The organism is Rhodopirellula bahusiensis, from assembly GCF_002727185.1.
Classification (GTDB): domain Bacteria; phylum Planctomycetota; class Planctomycetia; order Pirellulales; family Pirellulaceae; genus Rhodopirellula; species Rhodopirellula bahusiensis.
Genome location: NZ_NIZW01000002.1, coordinates 536,485 through 553,946, shown reverse-complemented (window position 1 = coordinate 553,946; position 17,462 = coordinate 536,485). Strand labels below are relative to the sequence as shown.

13 protein-coding genes and 2 tRNA genes are annotated in these 17,462 nt (G+C 54.9%); 7 read left to right on the top strand and 8 right to left on the bottom strand.

Translation table 11 applies throughout. The features are described 5' to 3' along the window. Positions 1-86 precede the first annotated feature (86 nt). Complete coding sequence (locus CEE69_RS04810; RefSeq protein ID WP_099259564.1) at positions 87-1,619, top strand: sulfatase; 1,533 nt, start codon at positions 87-89, stop codon at positions 1,617-1,619. Positions 1,620-1,743: 124 nt separating this feature from the next. On the opposite strand, the gene CEE69_RS04805 is transcribed toward CEE69_RS04810, so the two are convergent. Then, positions 1,744-2,418, bottom strand: coding sequence for a redox-sensing transcriptional repressor Rex (locus tag CEE69_RS04805; protein ID WP_233214737.1), 675 nt, complete (start codon positions 2,416-2,418; stop codon positions 1,744-1,746). Positions 2,419-2,879: 461 nt separating this feature from the next. Here CEE69_RS04805 and CEE69_RS04800 point away from each other — a divergent pair, with 461 nt between their 5' ends. Then, the gene (locus CEE69_RS04800; RefSeq protein ID WP_099259562.1) at positions 2,880-4,631 is read left to right on the top strand and encodes a hypothetical protein; all 1,752 of its coding nucleotides are present in this window, start codon (positions 2,880-2,882) and stop codon (positions 4,629-4,631) included. 37 nt (positions 4,632-4,668) lie between these two features. Here CEE69_RS04800 and CEE69_RS32370 read toward each other — a convergent pair whose 3' ends face one another. Both CEE69_RS32370 and CEE69_RS04795 read right to left on the bottom strand, forming a co-directional pair. After that, a complete protein-coding gene (locus CEE69_RS32370; RefSeq protein WP_158230957.1) occupies positions 4,669-4,836 on the bottom strand; it encodes a hypothetical protein in 168 nt (55 codons plus the stop codon). 124 nt (positions 4,837-4,960) lie between these two features. Beyond that, positions 4,961-5,539 carry a glutathione peroxidase gene (locus CEE69_RS04795; protein ID WP_099259561.1) on the bottom strand — a complete coding sequence of 193 codons (579 nt, stop codon included), beginning with the start codon at positions 5,537-5,539 and terminating at the stop codon, positions 4,961-4,963. A gap of 144 nt (positions 5,540-5,683) precedes the next feature. Here CEE69_RS04795 and CEE69_RS04790 point away from each other — a divergent pair, with 144 nt between their 5' ends. Both CEE69_RS04790 and CEE69_RS04785 read left to right on the top strand, forming a co-directional pair. After that, positions 5,684-6,415, top strand: a complete 732-nt coding sequence (locus CEE69_RS04790; protein WP_099259722.1) for an SDR family oxidoreductase — start codon at positions 5,684-5,686, stop codon at positions 6,413-6,415. Continuing rightward, complete coding sequence (locus tag CEE69_RS04785) at positions 6,406-7,236, top strand: SDR family NAD(P)-dependent oxidoreductase (protein ID WP_099259560.1); 831 nt, start codon at positions 6,406-6,408, stop codon at positions 7,234-7,236. Before CEE69_RS04790 ends, CEE69_RS04785 begins: the two co-directional genes overlap by 10 nt. A 182-nt stretch (positions 7,237-7,418) precedes the next feature. On the opposite strand, the gene CEE69_RS04780 is transcribed toward CEE69_RS04785, so the two are convergent. From CEE69_RS04780 to CEE69_RS04760, 5 genes are all read right to left on the bottom strand, one after another. After that, a complete protein-coding gene (locus CEE69_RS04780; RefSeq protein ID WP_099259559.1) occupies positions 7,419-8,714 on the bottom strand; it encodes an FAD-binding oxidoreductase in 1,296 nt (431 codons plus the stop codon). Positions 8,715-8,930: 216 nt separating this feature from the next. After that, entirely contained in the window at positions 8,931-9,272 is a 342-nt protein-coding gene (locus CEE69_RS04775; protein WP_099259558.1) for a tetratricopeptide repeat protein, read from the bottom strand. Between the two features lie 98 nt (positions 9,273-9,370). Further along, positions 9,371-10,519 carry a (E)-4-hydroxy-3-methylbut-2-enyl-diphosphate synthase gene (ispG, locus tag CEE69_RS04770; RefSeq protein ID WP_199169790.1) on the bottom strand — a complete coding sequence of 383 codons (1,149 nt, stop codon included), beginning with the start codon at positions 10,517-10,519 and terminating at the stop codon, positions 9,371-9,373. Between the two features lie 100 nt (positions 10,520-10,619). Then, positions 10,620-11,516, bottom strand: a complete 897-nt coding sequence (locus tag CEE69_RS04765) for a polyphosphate kinase 2 family protein (RefSeq protein WP_099259721.1) — start codon at positions 11,514-11,516, stop codon at positions 10,620-10,622. A 131-nt stretch (positions 11,517-11,647) separates the two neighbouring features. Next, the gene (locus tag CEE69_RS04760) at positions 11,648-12,262 is read right to left on the bottom strand and encodes a hypothetical protein (RefSeq protein WP_099259556.1); all 615 of its coding nucleotides are present in this window, start codon (positions 12,260-12,262) and stop codon (positions 11,648-11,650) included. 412 nt (positions 12,263-12,674) lie between these two features. On the opposite strand from CEE69_RS04760, the gene CEE69_RS04755 reads away from it, so the two are divergent. From CEE69_RS04755 to CEE69_RS04740, 3 genes are all read left to right on the top strand, one after another. Continuing rightward, positions 12,675-12,763, top strand: a tRNA-Ser gene (locus CEE69_RS04755). Positions 12,764-12,889: 126 nt separating this feature from the next. Continuing rightward, positions 12,890-12,962: transfer RNA gene (locus tag CEE69_RS04750), tRNA-Lys, on the top strand. A 650-nt stretch (positions 12,963-13,612) separates the two neighbouring features. Further along, positions 13,613-17,044, top strand: coding sequence for a tetratricopeptide repeat protein (locus tag CEE69_RS04740; protein ID WP_099259554.1), 3,432 nt, complete (start codon positions 13,613-13,615; stop codon positions 17,042-17,044). The last annotated feature ends 418 nt before the right edge of the window (positions 17,045-17,462 follow it).

The following is a 17,462-nucleotide window of genomic DNA, read 5'->3' as shown; positions in this document are numbered from 1 at the left end:
ACCCACGATGTTGTGATCCAACGTCGTGGGTTTCGCTCGTTTATACTTGCCGCACAAATTTCATTTCTCGTGCGGAAAGTACATCCATGTTCATCAGGCGGATTGTTGGTCTTGGTCTTCTACTTAGTCTTCTCTTCAGCTCTCAGGTATCTCAGGGACAAGAAACGGATGCGAGCGAAGGCCACCAACGCAAGAACGTTCTGTTTCTCATATCCGATGACCTGAACACTCGCATCGGTTGCTATGGCGACCCGATTGTGAAAACACCCAACATCGATCGTTTGGCCGCTCGAGGTGTCCTGTTTCAAAACGCCGCGTGCCAATACCCGCTCTGCGGTCCTTCTCGAAACTCGATGCTGTGCGGGCTCTATCCCGACACCACCGGCATCCACGGCAACGCCCAAATTTTTCGCGACTCGATCCCCGAGCGTTGGTCGCTGCCGCAAGCCTTTCGATTGAACGGATATTTCGCGGGCCGCGTCGGAAAGCTGTATCACTACAACGTTCCCAAGTCAGTCGGCACGAATGGACACGACGATCCTGCATCCTGGGAATTGGAACTCAACCCAGCCGGTTGTGATCGATTGATCGAAGAACCGGATATCTTCACGCTCCGCAAAAATGCCTTTGGTGGAACGCTATCTTGGTACGCATCCCCACGCCCCGACGAAGCCCACACCGATGGCATGCTGGCGGATGATGCCTCTTGGGTTCTCGAACGATGTGCGAAACGCAACGACCGTCCGTTCTTTTTGGCGGTCGGCTTCTATCGGCCGCACACTCCTTATGTCGCACCGAAGGAATACTTCGAGCCGTACAAACTGGAGGACATGCCACTGTTCGACAACGTGGAGGAAGACAACGCCGACGTTCCTCCGGCGGCTTTGCTGAGCAAGAAGAAAGAACAAGACCAGCTGAATGACGACCTACGTCGCCAAGCGATCCAGGCTTACTACGCCAGCACCACTTTCATGGACGCACAAGTCGGCAAAGTTCTCGACACACTCAAACGAACCGGATTGGACAAGAACACCATCGTGGTCTTCACCAGCGATCACGGATACTTCCTCGGCGAAAAAGGTTTGTGGCAGAAGCAGGCCTTGTTCGACAAAGTCGCCGGTGTGCCATTGATCATCGCTGAACCAGGACGAACCGAAGGCGCCGTGGCAACATCGCCCGTGGGCTTGGTCGACTTGTACCCAACGCTGGCAGAACTGTGCGAGGTCCCCACCCAAGAACTGATGCACGGTCAATCGCTCGTGCCAATGCTGGAAGATCCTTCGGAATCGGGCCGCGGCTATTCCATGTCCATGGTTGCTCGCAACGATCGACAAGCCAAACAACGCTATTACGGCTATTCAATTCGAACAGAACGCTATCGGCTGACGCGTTGGGACGATGGCAAAAGAGGCATCGAACTGTACGACCACCAGAACGATCCCGATGAGTTCACTAACTTGGCTCACGAAGATCGAAAGGACGATCCCAACAACGCGAAAGTGATTCGTGAGTTGACCGAACAACTCAACGCGGAAATGGCAAAAGGAATGCCGGCCTCGGGCAAGCGAACGGAATACAAAGTTGGCAACTGGAATCCAATGCTCCGGATCGACAACTGAGTAGAGGCGACGGGGTCGCCGGCTTCTAGCTTCTAGCTTCTAGCTCGTGCTCGTGCTCGTGCTCGTGCTCGTGCTCGTGCTCGTGCTCGTGCTCGTGCTCGTGCTCGTGCTCGTGCTCGCCCCGTCAGCGGTTTTGAATTCGAAACGCCAGTTGCTGCAACTCACTGGCGAGGTCGACGTTGATGATCGCGGTGCCGGATGGCACGCGAAGCGTGGTGGGAGCGAAATTGAGGATTCCCTGAATTCCGCCGGCCAGGACTCGCGTTGCCACATGGCTGGCTTGTTCGCTTGGCACCGCCAAAATCGCCAGTTCCGGTTTCGCGGTTGAGAGCACTTCTTCCAAATCGTCCAGCGAACGGACGGTGGTCCCGCCAACTTCATGGCCGTATTTCGCTGGATCGGTATCAAACGCCGCCGCAAGCGAAAAACCAAGGCGTTCGAACCCACGGTATCGAAGCAACGCGTTGCCCAGGGAACCAACGCCGATCAGCACGGCTTTCCACTGCACACCGGAGCCCAAAACAGCGCCGATTCGTTCCGCCAAGATCGCCACGTCGTAGCCGACACCTCGGCGGCCGATGGATCCAATCGAACTGAGATCACGCCGGACCACTGCGGGCGAAACATTGACCATTGCCCCCAGGTCACGGCTGTTCGTGGATGTCTCTCCCGAAGCCAGCAAACGGTGCAATTCGCGGTAGTAAAGCGACAATCGGCCCACCGCGGGCGTCGACAATTCGGCCCTACGATCGGTCTCTTCGGCATCACCCGAATCGCCTGGAACATGCTCTGTATTCATGGTCGTGATTGACCCGCGCATTCGTTTCCAACGGAACAACCCGCAGGGTCGGCAGGACTTGATGACCCAATCGTTCCGTTTTGCCAGGACTGCCCTGTTTGCTTGTTCAACGAGTGTCCCGCAGACGATGAAGTTTGTGCATCAAGATCAGTTTTGCTAGTCCGCAGAGTTCTCGCCTGTGCCACACACGCACTAGGCACAGCTTATCTCTGACCGACCAGCAAGTGAAGCCTTACCGACCCTCCCTGGCCCACGTGTGGGCCATCCCGCTCTCACTTCCGCAGCCTCGGCCTTCGTTCAGTCGACGGGCAATCTGCACGACCGTGACAGTGAAACAGGCAGCGGATCGGTTTAGCAGTCTGGGTTTTGATTGGTTTGGAGGTCAAGCCGGGGGGTATCCGGCAGGCCAAAGGAAGCTGCGTTCATACAACGTCCCGTTGTTACCTGTGGAGAAACTTACGATGAAACGTTTGTGGTTGTTGCCTGCATTGATGATCATCTCGATCGTCTCGGGCGCGAATGCTGCTCACGCTGCTTATAGCGGCGCGATCAGCTACGAAGGCTGTAGCAGCTGTGGTGGTTCCGTTGTTGCCGATGGATCGGTGATGGCAGAAGGCTCCGCTGTTGCAGGTGGTTCGGTTATCGCTGACGGTTCGGCCGTCGCCGGTGGTTCTTACACCGTCATGCGAACCGTCCGTGAAACCGTGATGGAGCAAGTCCAAGAGACTCGCACCCGCACACGGAACGAAGTGTACTACGAAGACCAAGTGGTCAACCGTACGCGGATGGTTCCAGAGACTCACCAAAAAGAAGTTCAGTACACGGTCATGGTACCGTCGTACGAAACACGCCAACGCACGATCAACTACACAGTCAACAAGCCTGTGTACGAGACTCGTGAAAAGGTGATCAACTACACAGTCAAGAAACCTGTGTACGAAACACGTACGAAAACGATCAACTACACCGTTAACAAGCCTGTTTACGAACAGCACCAACGGGTGATCAACTACACAGTCAAGAAACCTGTGTACGAAACACGTACGAAGACGATCAACTACACGGTCAACAAGCCTGTGTACGAAACTCGTCAAAAAGTGACCAACTACACCGTGATGGTGCCAACGTACGAAACTCGTACGCGAAACATCAACTACACGGTTTACAACACCGTGCAAGAACAAAAGGTTCGCACGGAAAACTACAGCGTGAGCGTTCCTCAGACGTACACCAAGACCATCACGGTCAAAGGTGGACACTGGGAAACTCAAACGGAAACCGTTCCTGGACCGATGATTCGTCGCACCGTGCGTGAGCCCGGTACTTCGTACTTCGATGCAGCAACTTGCCGAACCGTATACTGCCCCGGCAAATGCCGAGTGGAATGCGTTCAAGGTTGCCCCAAGACGATCTGCAAGAAAGTCTGGGTCCCAACTTGCGAGCAAAAAGAAGTGACTTGCACCAAGTACGTCTCAGAATGCCGTACTCGTGAAATCCCTTACACCGTGTGCCGTCGCGTTCCTGAGTGCCGCACCAAGACCGTTGAGTACAAAGTGTGCAAAATGGTTCCTGAGTGCCGTACCAAGACCTGCAACTACACCGTGTGCAAGATGGTTCCTGAGTGCCGCACCAAGACTTGCGAGTACAAAGTCTGCAAGATGGTTTGCGAAAACCGTCAGAAGACTTGCAACTACACGACCTGCAAAATGGTTCCCGAGTGCCGCACCAAGACTTGCAACTACACCGTTTGCAAGATGGTTTGCGAGCCTCGCACCAAAGTTTGCAAGTACACCGTCTGCAAGATGGTTCCTGAGTGCCGCACCAAAGTTTGCGAGTACAAAGTTTGCAAGATGATCCCAGAATGCCGTACCAAGACCGTGTGCCACACGACTTGCCGCAAAGAGTGCTACCAAGAAACGATCAAGGTCAAGAAGTGCCGCAAAGTTTGCGAGCCTTACACCGTGACTCGTTGCGTGCCACGAGTTGTCTGCAAGCAAGTCCCAGTGACTGTTTGCTGCCCAGCTCCAGCTTGCGGATGTGCAGATCCTTGTGCAGACGCTTGTGCTCCAGCATGTGCACCTGCTTCGGCTGGTCCTATCCGTAGCTTGCTCAAGGGAATCCTTGGCGGCAACGGTTGTGGCTGCGGAAATGACTGCGGTTGCGACGCTGGCTGCGATTCAGGTTGCGAAGTTGCACCTGCTTGCGGTTGCTAATTGAAATCTGTTCTCGGGGGAGCCCCCTACGACGGGGCTACCCAGAGAACAACTGACGTAACGCTCTCCACACAGCGTCCCCAACCGACTTCGTCGGCCGTGTCGATCCGGACATCCGACCGAACAACGGATCACCGGCCACGAAGTCACCGGGGTGCTCGACTGGAAACAACGCGATCAAATAAAAACGGGGACGAACTTGCATGACAAGTTCGCCCCGTTTTTTTTGCGCTGATAGAAATCTCTAGCTTCTAGCTTCTAGCTTCTAGCTTCTAGCTCGTGCTCGTGCTCGTGCTCGTGCTCGCCAATCGTGCGAGCCACACCGGCCTCTAGCCCTTCAGCGCGGCTTTGATCGCCGAAACCAATTCGTCGTCGGCTGGTGCCACCTTCGACTTGTAGCGACCAACAACTTGGCCATCGCGGCCGATCAAGAACTTCTCGAAGTTCCAACTGATCGGGCCTTTGCCAGCAGGCTTGGATTCGACGCTGGTCAATTGCTTGTACAAAGGCGACGCGTCGTCGCCATTGACGTCAACCTTGCTCATCATTGGGAAGGTGACGTTGAACCGAGCACTGCAGAATTCCAGGATGTCCGAGTTCGTTCCTGGTTCTTGCGAACCAAACTGGTTGCATGGGAATCCGAGGATCACCAACCCGTCTTCCTTGTGAGCTTCGTACAGCGATTGCAAACCGGCGTATTGCTTGGTGTAACCACACTTGCTGGCAACATTGACGATCAAGACGACTTTGCCCTCGTAGTCGTGCAGATCCACTTCCTTGCCTTCAATGGTTTCGGCTTCGTGAGCCAACACGCATTCATGATCAGCCGTGGAATCGGCGGCGGAGACGGATTGAGGAGTATTCATCAGACAACCCAGGGCGAGCGTGAGAAGCAAAAAACGTGACATCGATTTTCCTGTGGAGAAACAAAGAGGGATTTGGGAGGCAACTTCGTCACTATAACCGTGTCGCCAAGGGGGGATTGCGAAATGCCCGCCGCAATTCGAAAATCGAATGTTCCCCCCATCCCATCCCCCAACTTGCGATCCACCATGAGTTTGAAAGACAAAGTCGTTGCCATCACCGGTGGAGGCACCGGAATCGGTGCGGGAATCGCTCGCGAATTGGCCATGGCCGGTGCGAAAGTCACGATCGGCGGGCGTCGCGAAGCACCTCTGAAGGAGGTCGCTGGTTCGATTGATTCGCCCACCCCTGTCCGAACGCACACCATCGATGTCGCGGACAACGACAGCATCGAAGCGTTCTTCCAAGACGTTCGGACCAACGTTGGCGAAGTGGACATTTTGGTCAACAGTGCCGGCATCAACATCGCCAAACGAACCATGGCGGAAATGGATCCCGATGAATGGGATCGCGTTCTCCGAATCAACGCAACCGGCGCCTACCGCTGCATGCACCAGGTCATCAGCGGAATGCGAGACCGGCACGATGGGCTGATCATCAACATCTCGTCCGTCGCGGGAAAGCGAGCCATCACGCTGGGCGGAGTCGTTTACTGTGCCAGCAAATTCGCGATGACGGCGATGGGCACCGCCGTTGCCAACGAAGTCCGTCACGAAGGTGTTCGGATCACCAACGTTTATCCGGGCGAAGTCAACACGCCGATCTTGGACAATCGTCCGGTCCCGGTCAGCCAAGAGCACAAGGAATCGATCCTGCAACCGGAAGACATCGCTTCGGTCGTGCTGTCGATCTGCCACCTGCCTCCTCGAGCATGTGTGCCTGAAATCGTGATCAAACCCACCACGCAGGAATGGGTTTGACTCTGCCAACGAAGTTTCCCTCAGCGATCGTCACGGGAGCCTCGGCGGGCCTGGGTCTGCATGTCAGCCGGAGCCTGCTCAGCCAAAGCTACCCCGTCACGCTGTTGGGCCGAAATCCAGAACGTCTTCAGCTTGCAGTGGAAACACTGTCGAGTGAGTTCGATGATGAATTCATCGATTCCTTTGTGGGTGATGCGTGCGACGCAAGCGCGATGCAGCAACTCGTTCAGCAACACGTTGCTCGGTTTGGTTCGTTGGACGCACTTGTCAACGTCGTCGGTCGAAGCGATCGTGGACTTCTGATCAATAGCAGCGCGGACGAACTGGAATCCATGTTTCGTGACAACGTTGTCTCCGCATGGACATGCAGCCGCGCCGCTCACGAGGAACTGAAAAAGTCACGCGGCGCGATCGTCAATCTCGGTTCACTCGCATCGCGAGTCGCCCCGCGATACCTGGGCGGCTACGTCATCGCAAAGCACGCCTTGGTCGGTTTTTCGCGTCAGCTTCGGATGGAATTGGAATCCGACGGAATTCACGTCGGTGTCGTGTGCCCCGGCCCCATCCGTCGCGACGATGACCAACCGATCGACCGCTACCAAACCGACACCAAAGCGGGCGTGCCCGCCACGGCCGCTCAACCTGGCGGCGGTGCAAAACTGAAAGGCTTGCCGCCCGAGGCAGTCGCTCATGCAGTGTTGCGATGCATTCAAAGTCGCAAGATCGAAATTGTGATGCCGCCCAAAGTCCGAGTCCTGATGGCGATCAACGCCGTCTCACCCAGACTCGCCGATTGGCTGCTCAGCAAAAGCACCGCCTGAGCACGGCACACGGTCGTCCGCCCCGCCCATGCTCGTCCGCCGAGTAGGCCATGTTTTACATGGCGACCACGCCGATGCTTCGCAAGAAGCGAGGCGTCACCACCGAACGACGATCTCTCGCAAGCGTCAATTGTTTCGGCATTTCACCCGACGCCATGTGAGACATGGCCTACGGTACGAGATCACGCGTCGACGACGACTTCGCTGACCGGCTTAGCAACGCACAGGACCGCTTCGCCTTCTTCCACGTCGCACTCTGGTAACTCGGCGTAGCGAACTTCACCCGAGAGCAAACGACGGACGCAAGCACCACAATCGCCCGACCGGCAACCCGAATCGACATCAACGTCCAGCGATTCAGCCACGTCCAACAATCCTTCCATCCCGGACTCGAAAGCGGCGTTCTTTTCACTTGTTCGAAATGTGACGAGCAATCCAACCGACGCATCGGTTAAATCATCAGAAGGCTCGCAAGCTGGCACCGCCAAAGCGCCCGCGGACTTCGACTTCCCGCCGAACGATTCGAACATCACGCGCTCTTCCGATGCACCGCAATTGATCAAACCATCGGCGATCCCGCTCATGAACACATCCGGGCCGCAGATCAAATATTCACCGCGATGGTGACCGAGACGATCCACAATCTGCTCCGCTGACAATCGTCCAACGGAGTCGCCCGGCTGAATGTCCTCATCTTCCGGTTTGCTGAACCAAAGGTGAACGCGAACGCCCGTGTTCTTCTCCAGCATTTTCGCGATCTCGCGAATCGGTGCCAGAAACGGAGCGTCGATCGCGTTTCGAACTTGATAGAACAAATTGACCTCTCGATCCGCTCGCTCGTTCAAGCTTTGGAACATCATCGACAACATCGGAGTGATCCCAATGCCCGCCGCGATCAGATTCAACGGCTGAGGCTCCAGGCCATGGCTTTCGGAAATCGAATAATGGAACTTTCCCTTCGGTGCCTGAATTTCAACTCGGTCGCCAACGCGAATTGTGTCGTGCAACAGATTGCTCATCGCTCCGCCCGGCACGCGCTTCACCGTGATCCGGTAGTGCGGCTCATCGGGACCACTGGATAGGCTGTAACAGCGAGAAACGTTCTTGCCCGTCGAGGGATCTTTCAACCGAACGGTCAAATACTGCCCGCCCAAGAATGGTGGGAACGAATCGCCCTCACTCGGCGCAAGCACAAACGACCGGCAGTCGGGCGATTCGTCTTTCGTCGATTGCACGACAACCGAACGCCAACCTTTCCAGCCACTCGGATGCTGCGACACATCCGTCCTCGACGAAGCTTCCGGTTGCTCGACCGATTCTTTGGGTGCCGGCCGAAACTGGTCTCCGCTTCGAAGTTTTGGAAGCTGTTTACGGGTCAGCCGTTTCCATTCCCATTCCTCGATCGCGTCCGCGCTACCGACGAACATCAGGACGCAGCTTCCGACAAAGATCGCGGCAAAAAACAACGATGGAGACACGGCTCAAACGCTCGGCAAAAATTGGAAGCAATCGAATTCAACAGGTTCGTCTGTGAATTTGTTGCTCCACCGAGCGGGCATGCACGCGCAGAGGATCGGAATCCAACGCAGTCCGTCTTGGCCTGGTGAACTTGAAACGGTTGTGCCGGTTGAGCCGCAGCAACGCAGAATGGCTGGTCATGACCGAATTCTTGACGAATCCGGCTGCAGGTCTGTCTACATCGCGTTGAGTTGTTGAGCTCGCGCCATCGCGTCTTCCGCGGCAGCGATGTAGGCCTGGTTTTGCGTTCCGGCCCAAGCCCGTTGGTAGGTGACGCTCATCGCGGTGAAGTTGAACGCGTCTTCAGGTTCCAACTCGCAAGCCTTCTTACCGTGCTCGATCGCTTCTTCGTGCTGGCCCGTTTTGGTGTAGACGCGAGCGAGCGCCAGGTGAGCGAGCACAAACGATTCGTCTTCTTCCACCAACGGTTTCAGCCCCGCGATGGCTTCTTCGAATTTCTCATCGTCGATGATTTTTTCGATTTCGTTGTACCGTTCGTAAAGTTCGTCGCTGGCCATAGGGAAACAGAATCAGAGGTCAGAGTGGATTGAAAATTCATCCGAACGCCACGGCCGGCAACCGAGCCGCGATTCGGAATCGTAAAATGGTCGGATAGCTATTGCTTGGCGGCGATCAGATCATCGAGTTCCTGCTTCAACTTCGGCAGGATTTCATCGTATCCAAACGCACCCAGGGCTTCCGGGCCACGCTTTAGATTGACTTTTGCCGGCCCGCACCACAACCCGAGGTCCGCGTCGTCGGTTTCGCCCGGTCCATTCACACGGCATCCCATCACGGCGATCGTGATCGAATACTCTTGCGCGAACGTCGTCATTTCCTTGACCTTGGCCGCCAAATCGATGAACGCCTCGTTCTCCACGCGAGAACAACTTGGGCAACTGATGATGTTCAGTTTCGAATCGTCGAACTTCACGACGCTGCGAACGCGCCCCGCATGAATGTCGTCGACGATCTGCTTGCCCGCATCGATTTCTTCCGGTTTGCGGGGGTTCGGCAACGTCAGCGAAACACGAACCGTGTCTCCGATCCCTTTGCCGATCAATTGCTCAAAAGCGATTCGAGTTTTGATGATCCCGTCCGGCGGCATGCCCGCTTCCGTCACTCCCAAGTGCAACGCGACGTCGGGACGTTTCTCAGCGAACAGCGTGTTCACCTGGACGACTTTCGACGGGTCACTGTCCTTCAGCGAAACAACGAAGTTGTGGAAACCCAACGAGTCGACCAGTTCACAATGCTCCAGAGCCGATTCCAACATCGGTGTGATCGAATCGTCGCGGTCGTACTTCTCTTTTTTCGCTGGGTCGACGCTGCCGCAGTTCACACCGATCCGAACCGCGCAGTTGTTGGTGCCCGCAATGTCGATCAGATAGCGGACCTTCTCCTGCCAAGTCAATTCGCGAGCGTGGTGATACAGGTGACCGGGGTTGTATCGAATCTTGTCAACGTGCGGCGCGACCTTCTCCGCCAACCGAAAGTTCTCTTGCAAATCGACAGCCAGGTTGGCCTTTGTTTGCTTGCGAATCTCCGCCAACGCCTCGGCGTCTTTGTCGCTGTCCACCGCGATCCGGACGACTCCGGCCCCGCGAGCATGCAGGGCTTCGGCTTGTTCGACCGTCGCATCGATGTTTTGAGTCTTCGTCGCCGTCATGCTTTGAACAGCGATCGGGTGACCGTCTCCGATCGTGATCGATCCGATGGTGACCGGGCGAGTCGGGTTGCGGCGAATTTTCATGAACGAAAGCAATCAGTCGAGAAAAGTGTGTGCAATGAAACAGTGAGTTTTCAGACGAACCCGCATCTGACAAGGCACCCTGCTGGAGAAAACCGCAATCCGGCGGGACGGTTCACTCGTTCAGCTCAGCCAATTCGCGTTCATAGAGCTGCCGAATCTCGTCCAAATCCGCATCAATCGTCGGCAATTGCGGGTCCATGTCTCGCAGCGTGTCACGAACAATCGCGGCCACGGACGCATCTCGGTACCACTTTTTGTCGGCCGGGATGACATGCCAAGGAGCCCTTTTCGAATGGCATTTCTCCATGGTCTCCTGGTACGCCTCGCGATAATCGCCCCACTTGTTTCGGGCGGCATAATCCCCAGCGTTCAGCTTCCAGTGCTTGGTCGGATCATCCAGCCGTTTCTTGAAGCGTTCGAGTTGTTCCCGCGGGCTGATGTGCAAGTAGAACTTCAGAATCCGAGTGCCGCGATGAGCGAGCAACTTCTCAAAGTCGTTGATGATCTCGTAGCGTTCTTTCCAGACCGACTTCGGCACCAAGTCCTCCACCCGCACGACCAAGACATCTTCGTAGTGCGATCGGTTGAACACAGAGACCTTTCCGGCTGCGGGCGTCGCCTTGTGAATTCGCCAGAGGAAATCGTGAGCGCGCTCCTCTGAAGAAGGCACTTTGAACGGATAAGTCCGACACCCCTGCGGATTCATCTGCCCGAGCACTTTGCGGATCAAGCCATCTTTGCCGGCGGCATCGGGAGCCTGCAACACAACCAACAGCGACTGCTTGCCCTCCGTGTACATTCGGTACTGCAGATCGCGAATTTCGATGTTGGCAGCATGCGTGAACGCTCGCCCGTGAGCCTTCCCTTCAAAAGGACCCGAGCATTCGGTGTCGATCTTTTTCAGCGAGACCTTGTCGTCTGAAAACGGCAAACGATGGGCGTCGACGAAGTCAAACTTCGGGTCCAGATCCCAATTCGCTTCGTCGGTCTGATTCTCTTCCGTGCTCATGCTGGTCCCTGTCAATTTGTTGCCTCCAAACTTCACCCTCCCTCAGGAAGGGTCGAGCAAAGCGAGGGGAGGGCCGAGCATGAACTCACGCATCCAAACCCCCGCCCAAAGCTGTATCACCCAAAAAATCGTCAGTCGATTTTGCGAACAACGACGTCGTCGAATTCGTTCAAATCATCGAACGAACCCAGCCCGATTCGGCCGGCACCAAACGTCTTGTCGACAACGCTCATGTGAGGTGTTTCCATGTCGTCAAAGAAGATCTCGATCTTGCCGCTTTCGATATCCCGGCGGAGCAACACGTTGTGCCAGTCATTGTCCCAAGGAGTCAGCTTTTCGTTCGTCGTCAGGGCCAAACGCGGCGCGTCCTTGACGATCATGATTTGGCCGCTGTGCGGATCGGGCTTGGCACCCAAGTGGACGTAGTAGAAATGCGCTGAATCTTGGTAGCCAAAGAACACGCAGCAATCTCGGTGGTTGCCGGTGTCCAAGGTGCTGCGGACGCGAAACTGAATCTCGAAGCTGCCGACTTCAAGATCCTTCACCAGCGCCACGTGCCCGGGGCTTCGGGTTGGCGGTGAGTACTCCGATTTGCGGTCGGTGATCTCGATCGATCCATTCTTGGATTCGCCGGATGGGGAGTTGAACTTCCAAGTTTTTGGGTCCAGGTACTCCCACTTTTCGTCACCGTTTTCGAAGTCGTCTTGAAAAACGACCGTCACCGGCCGCGCGTCTTCGGCGGACACCAACGGAGAGTACGCGGAGAGAGTGGATGCCGCCAAAGCAGCCGATAAAACGTTCGCAAAAAGAGGTCGCATGATGTTAGTGGTCAGGTGGGGATCGGGTGGGGAAGCTCGGCGGTTCCGCGAATCCGATGATTCAGCGAATCAAGGCGAGAGCAACCAGTGTAGTGCAACGAAACCACCGGCGGCAGAGTTCACGAAGATCCCCGACGGAGTGGATCGAGGCCGGTTTGGGTTCCAATTGAGGCGACTGAGTCGGTTGCGACATCCGGTGGGGCTGCGAACCTTGAAAAAGTTCCCTGTGTCAGGCTGTCAGAGGCCAGAAAGGGTTGCAGCGGAAAGCGGAATGAAGCACAATCCCGCCTGACCGAAACACGTCACGCGGCGGCAACGTCCCGCGGGCACGTTTCCACCAGGAGCGGTGGCTGAGTGGTCGAAAGCGCCGGTTTGCTAAATCGGTGAACCGGGAAACTGGTTCCGCAGGTTCGAATCCTGTCCGCTCCGCTTGAACTCGGTCGGCCGGATTGCTTCTGCAATTGGCAGTTTTTTTCTCTGATATTCTCTTCCGAATGTTGGTGAATTTTGCTCCACCGTTTCGGTTGAGATCAAACCGACGATTCGTCGTCGGTCGAGAGTGTAGCTCAGTTGGCAGAGCATTCGACTTTTAATCGAATGGTCCTGGGTTCGAGTCCCAGCACTCTCACTTCTTTTTCCCTTGGCCCCAGCGTGGGCGAGCGGCCTTTTGGCCCGACCCGCCGGTCGGCGACGCTGCAGCTCCTTGCAAGCCAAAACGGTCATTTACCGTTTTGGCAAATGGTGCCATCTCTGGAACTTTCACCAAGAGCTTCGGTCCGCTATCGCTCGAACGACTGTTTGACGCTTGGATTGAACATCCCGACAGAATGGACATCGCTGGTGATGAAGAAGGATCCACCATCACCGGAAGGTGGAGTACCAATGCAGCTTGCTGGGGATTTCAATTCACAACCTGGAGACCACGCAGAACACACAGGCTTGGTTCAGTGACTCCGCGACCGGATGCCCGCGGCCAAGCTCGTTCACCTGTCCAACATGGACCACACCAGCCGCTTGGCGATGCTTCGGATGCTGGCCGCGGAAGACGTTGGCACGAATACGATCGTCAACGCCGTTTAACTGAAAGAGGGTGAAATCACCAGATGTCAGAGGCCCCGCATCGATACGGGAAAGAACGCACCGAAGTCGGCCACCGGAGCGAGCACGAGATCAAGCGGAAATCGCCTAGATGGACCATGACGTGTCGGCTCGCTTCATCGTCTGAATGTGCGCAGCAGCGGTGCTTAGCTTTGCACCCAAAATTGATAGAATGCACCGATGGGAAAAAAGAAAAGATCTGACTTTCGATTTGATGCAGCGCTCTCGTTTGCCGGGAAAGATCGACCACGAGCGGAAGCGGTGGCGCGAGCGATGCAATCGCTCGGCCTACGTGTGTTCTACGACAAAGACCATCACGCGCACCTTTGGGGAAAAAGTCGGAACGAATATGAGGGCATTTACGGGCCAGACTCTGCTTACGTTGTGCCCATGATTTCAAAACACTACGCAGAGCGGGAATGGACGCAGTGGGAGTTTGAAACTGCAAAACGAGAGGCTAGAACGCGAAAGGGTGATTTCCTTCTTCCGATTCGTCTCGACGACTCTCGTCAGTTCGGGCTAACCGACGACCACAACTACTTGGGGGCAGACAACTTTACGCCCGAGGAAATTGCTCAAGCACTTAAGGCGAAACTTGAGGCCGAATTCGATCAAAGGGCAAAGCGCACTCACAACAAAGTCAAACACCCTACTGTCTTGTCTGCACCGGCGCGCGAGGCTCTTGCAATAATTGTTGCGTCTCCCATTCCTATGACGGACAGGCACCTTCGCGGATTCTTTCCGGACATTGCCTGGCCCGAGCATTTACGTCACCTCAAGCGCCTTGAGTTGATCACCAATGATATTCTCATCGATTGCGTGAAGAACGTTGAGAAGAGTTTCGCTGATGAGCTTCCCGACTTGGAATCTCGATGGCAGGACCGATTAGAAGAGTTACACGATCACATCGACTGTGCTCTGTTTTTATCTCTCATTTACTTTAGGCAAAAGCGCCTTGAGGATGCAGTGCTGTTGGTTATTGACGTCGCGTTTGCGACGGAGTCGGACCACTGGTTGCCTCTATGCACTACGATCTTGGATTCCTTGAACAGTGACCCTACATTGCTACGGAAACTGTCACCCGAAGTACGACTTGAGTTCTTTCGAGCATTCGGACATTGCCTGTCGGCGTCAAAACGGTTTGATGAAGCACGAACTCAATTTGACAAGCTTAAAAGCGTAGCGGCACGTTTGAAAGATCGAGAGTGCTACAATATTGCGTTACTGAATACTGGGACAAACTACCACAATCAGGGTGACATTGAGGCAGCGGTTGATTTCTACGAGCGAGCACGGAAACACGCCAGGAAATACGAACTGACAATGCTTGAGTCCCACGCAATCGGTAATTTGGGACAAATTGAAGTTGAACGCGATCCTGAGGCTGGCATTGAGTTGCTGCGTGAATCAATTGAATTGAAGAAGAAGTGCAAGGACATGGTAGGCATCGCAGTCTCGACACAGGTCTTGGCTCAGGCCTACGCGGAGCTGGAAGACTTTGATTCGGCGTTCCGGAAATTTGACGAAGCCGAGGTGTTGGCAAAGGAGTTTCAACTCGTCCATTTAGAAACAGTACTACTGAACAATAAGGCAAACACACTCTTCGCGGCGGGTAAAAGAAGAGAGTCGCTTCGTGTATTCAAAAAGTCCGCAAGGCTGGCAGGCGCTGAAGGATTTGATGAGCTACGAGTTCGTGGAACAGAAGGTGTTTCCCGCGTCCACTACGCAATGGGAAAATTGGCTAAGGCACTGACTTACATGGAAGATCTGTTGAAGTTGGCGCAGGATGCTGAGATGTTTGAGTACGTGATGGTAGCTCATCACGGTTTGTGGGCGTGTAAGACGCGACTTGGTGATCAAGATGGTGGCTCGCAACATTTCCGATCCTTGACAAGGCTGGCACGAAAGGAGAAAGCAACTCATTGGTTGGTCCGGGGGCTGGTAGACAGAAGTCGCCCCATCGACAACGGCGATTTTGTTGCTGTAGATCCAAAGACGTTTAGTGAACTGATTCGACAGGAGGCTCGCCGAAAGAACCATGCAGCCACAGCTGCACTTTGGATTGAGCTTGCTCAGATATTGGCACCAGAAGATATTGGCGGTGCCGTTGATGCGCTTCGCAAGTGCATTGCATGTTGCAAGGGAGAGCCAGATGCGATTGATGAATTACTCAGAGCGTACGAGTTTCTTTACACGTTGTCTTGGGATTTCAATTTCGAGTTCGATGAGGCCATTCGCACATTGGACGTGATTGCTGCGGTCGCGAAACAACACGGCAATATCGAAAAGGAGCTGGCAGCAATCGATCAGAAGGGCGTTTGCCTACAGGATCTCGACCGAAACGAGGAGGCGTTGCCACTTCACACGCTCGTTGCAGAAGAGGCACGCAAGTGCAAGCTGAATTGGCTGGTCGTCAACTCTCTCCACAATCTGGCAGAAAGTCATCGCCGCCTCGGCGATACAACAGCTGCAATCAGAGTGTTCAAGAAGGCACGCAAAGTTGCTGCTGATTCGGGGGACGAATTCTCGGAAATTCAGATTGAACACGGGCACGCGTTGACGCTCGAAAAATCTGGCAATTTCGATGAAGCATCCAAGCTATACAGATTGTGCCGTGATCGATCGCGGTCGGTGGAGTGGTGGAATGAGTACCTTCGGGCTTGCGAGGCTATTGCAAATCTGTCGTGGATACGTGGCAGAAAGAAAACAGCCAAGAAGCAGTATCAAAAGGCACTTGCGGAATGTGACGAATACGACGAGGACGAACGGAAACCCCAGATAGCGTTCAACCTCGCCCGTTTGCTTCGTGTACTCGGCGATACGGCCGAAGCGCATCGAGTTCTCGCCAAGAATATTGAGCTGGTAGATGATCCGTTTTCGGTGCCGGACTTTCACTCTACACTCGCCTCTCTATGCGAGGAGACTGGCAGATCGGATGATGCACGAAAACATTGGCAAATTGCTATTCAAGGAGCTGAAAATGTCGGTGACGAAGATGAGCTCGCGTACTGCCGCTCAAAATATGCCGACTTCGAGCAGCGACACAGTATTCCCAAGAGGTCGATTCGTGAACTTGACGAAATGCTGAAAGGAAATCTTTCCGAAGAAGATCGAGGCATCGCCCTTCTGCAACTGTTCAAGGTGCTGCTACGTCGAAAGTCGGAGAAGCGAGCAGAGGAATTATTCGATTCTGCCCAAGAACATTTGGAGAACCACGGCCCAACCGAGCGACTCGTTGATCTTTACATAACGTTGTTTGACTACAACTGGGACGGGGATTCAGATTCACGGTTTAACGCTCTACAAGCTTACGTGGGGGCTTTTGTCGCAGCCGTCTCTGAAGACGATTGTGCGGAGAACCTCGCCAAGGTGCTCTCACATGTTTCTGTTAAATTGACATTTCGAGAGACGTCCCCGTCGCTGCAGCAACTTCGGTCATTGGCGAAGCGACTTGAAAATTGGTTGACGCAGGAATTCGGAGAGGCTAACGACGCAACTTCAACGCTGATGGACCCGCTGCGTAAGGCTGAAAAGCTAATCCCTCTCAACAATGATCCAGTGAAATTCCTCGAGATGACTGAGGAACTGGTCGCTCAGTTTGCGGATGACTAGCGAGTTGTCGCCTGACTGCGCTCATGCGAGAACAAAGAACAATCCGATACGATCTGCTAACTCTGATGCCGAGTTGCCGCTCGCCTCAGCAGATTCGAGTCTAGCAACCCTATGTGTGGTTAGAACCTCGGCCCTTCTCCAGCGTGCACCGGTGGCCGACGCCGGAATACAATCCGGCGGATGAATCCGAAGCATATTCGCCATTTGTGACTGGAGTCTGAGAGGAAGACCACCGAACCAAGCCAGCGGAATCAGCGGATGCTCTGGCACACCCGGATCACGGCCCGTTGCTGGTTGGTTGCCGGGCGGCGTTGGGCCTGCATCATGCAGGCTCTCAAGTTCCACGAGTAGCAATCGAGCCGGGCAATGTCACAACCAGAGCGTCTGAAACTTGCTCTGCGATTGATTGCCGAAGAGC

Excerpts from the sequence above, each read along its gene's own strand:
- CEE69_RS04810 (WP_099259564.1), top strand. The coding sequence starts at position 87 with ATGTTCATCAGGCGGATTGTTGGTCTTGGTCTTCTACTTAGTCTTCTC.
- CEE69_RS04805 (WP_233214737.1), bottom strand. The coding sequence starts at position 2,418 with ATGAATACAGAGCATGTTCCAGGCGATTCGGGTGATGCCGAAGAGACC.
- CEE69_RS04800 (WP_099259562.1), top strand. The coding sequence starts at position 2,880 with ATGAAACGTTTGTGGTTGTTGCCTGCATTGATGATCATCTCGATCGTC.
- CEE69_RS32370 (WP_158230957.1), bottom strand. The coding sequence starts at position 4,836 with ATGCAAGTTCGTCCCCGTTTTTATTTGATCGCGTTGTTTCCAGTCGAG.
- CEE69_RS04795 (WP_099259561.1), bottom strand. The coding sequence starts at position 5,539 with ATGTCACGTTTTTTGCTTCTCACGCTCGCCCTGGGTTGTCTGATGAAT.
- CEE69_RS04790 (WP_099259722.1), top strand. The coding sequence starts at position 5,684 with ATGAGTTTGAAAGACAAAGTCGTTGCCATCACCGGTGGAGGCACCGGA.
- CEE69_RS04785 (WP_099259560.1), top strand. The coding sequence starts at position 6,406 with ATGGGTTTGACTCTGCCAACGAAGTTTCCCTCAGCGATCGTCACGGGA.
- CEE69_RS04775 (WP_099259558.1), bottom strand. The coding sequence starts at position 9,272 with ATGGCCAGCGACGAACTTTACGAACGGTACAACGAAATCGAAAAAATC.
- CEE69_RS04765 (WP_099259721.1), bottom strand. The coding sequence starts at position 11,516 with ATGAGCACGGAAGAGAATCAGACCGACGAAGCGAATTGGGATCTGGAC.
- CEE69_RS04740 (WP_099259554.1), top strand. The coding sequence starts at position 13,613 with ATGGGAAAAAAGAAAAGATCTGACTTTCGATTTGATGCAGCGCTCTCG.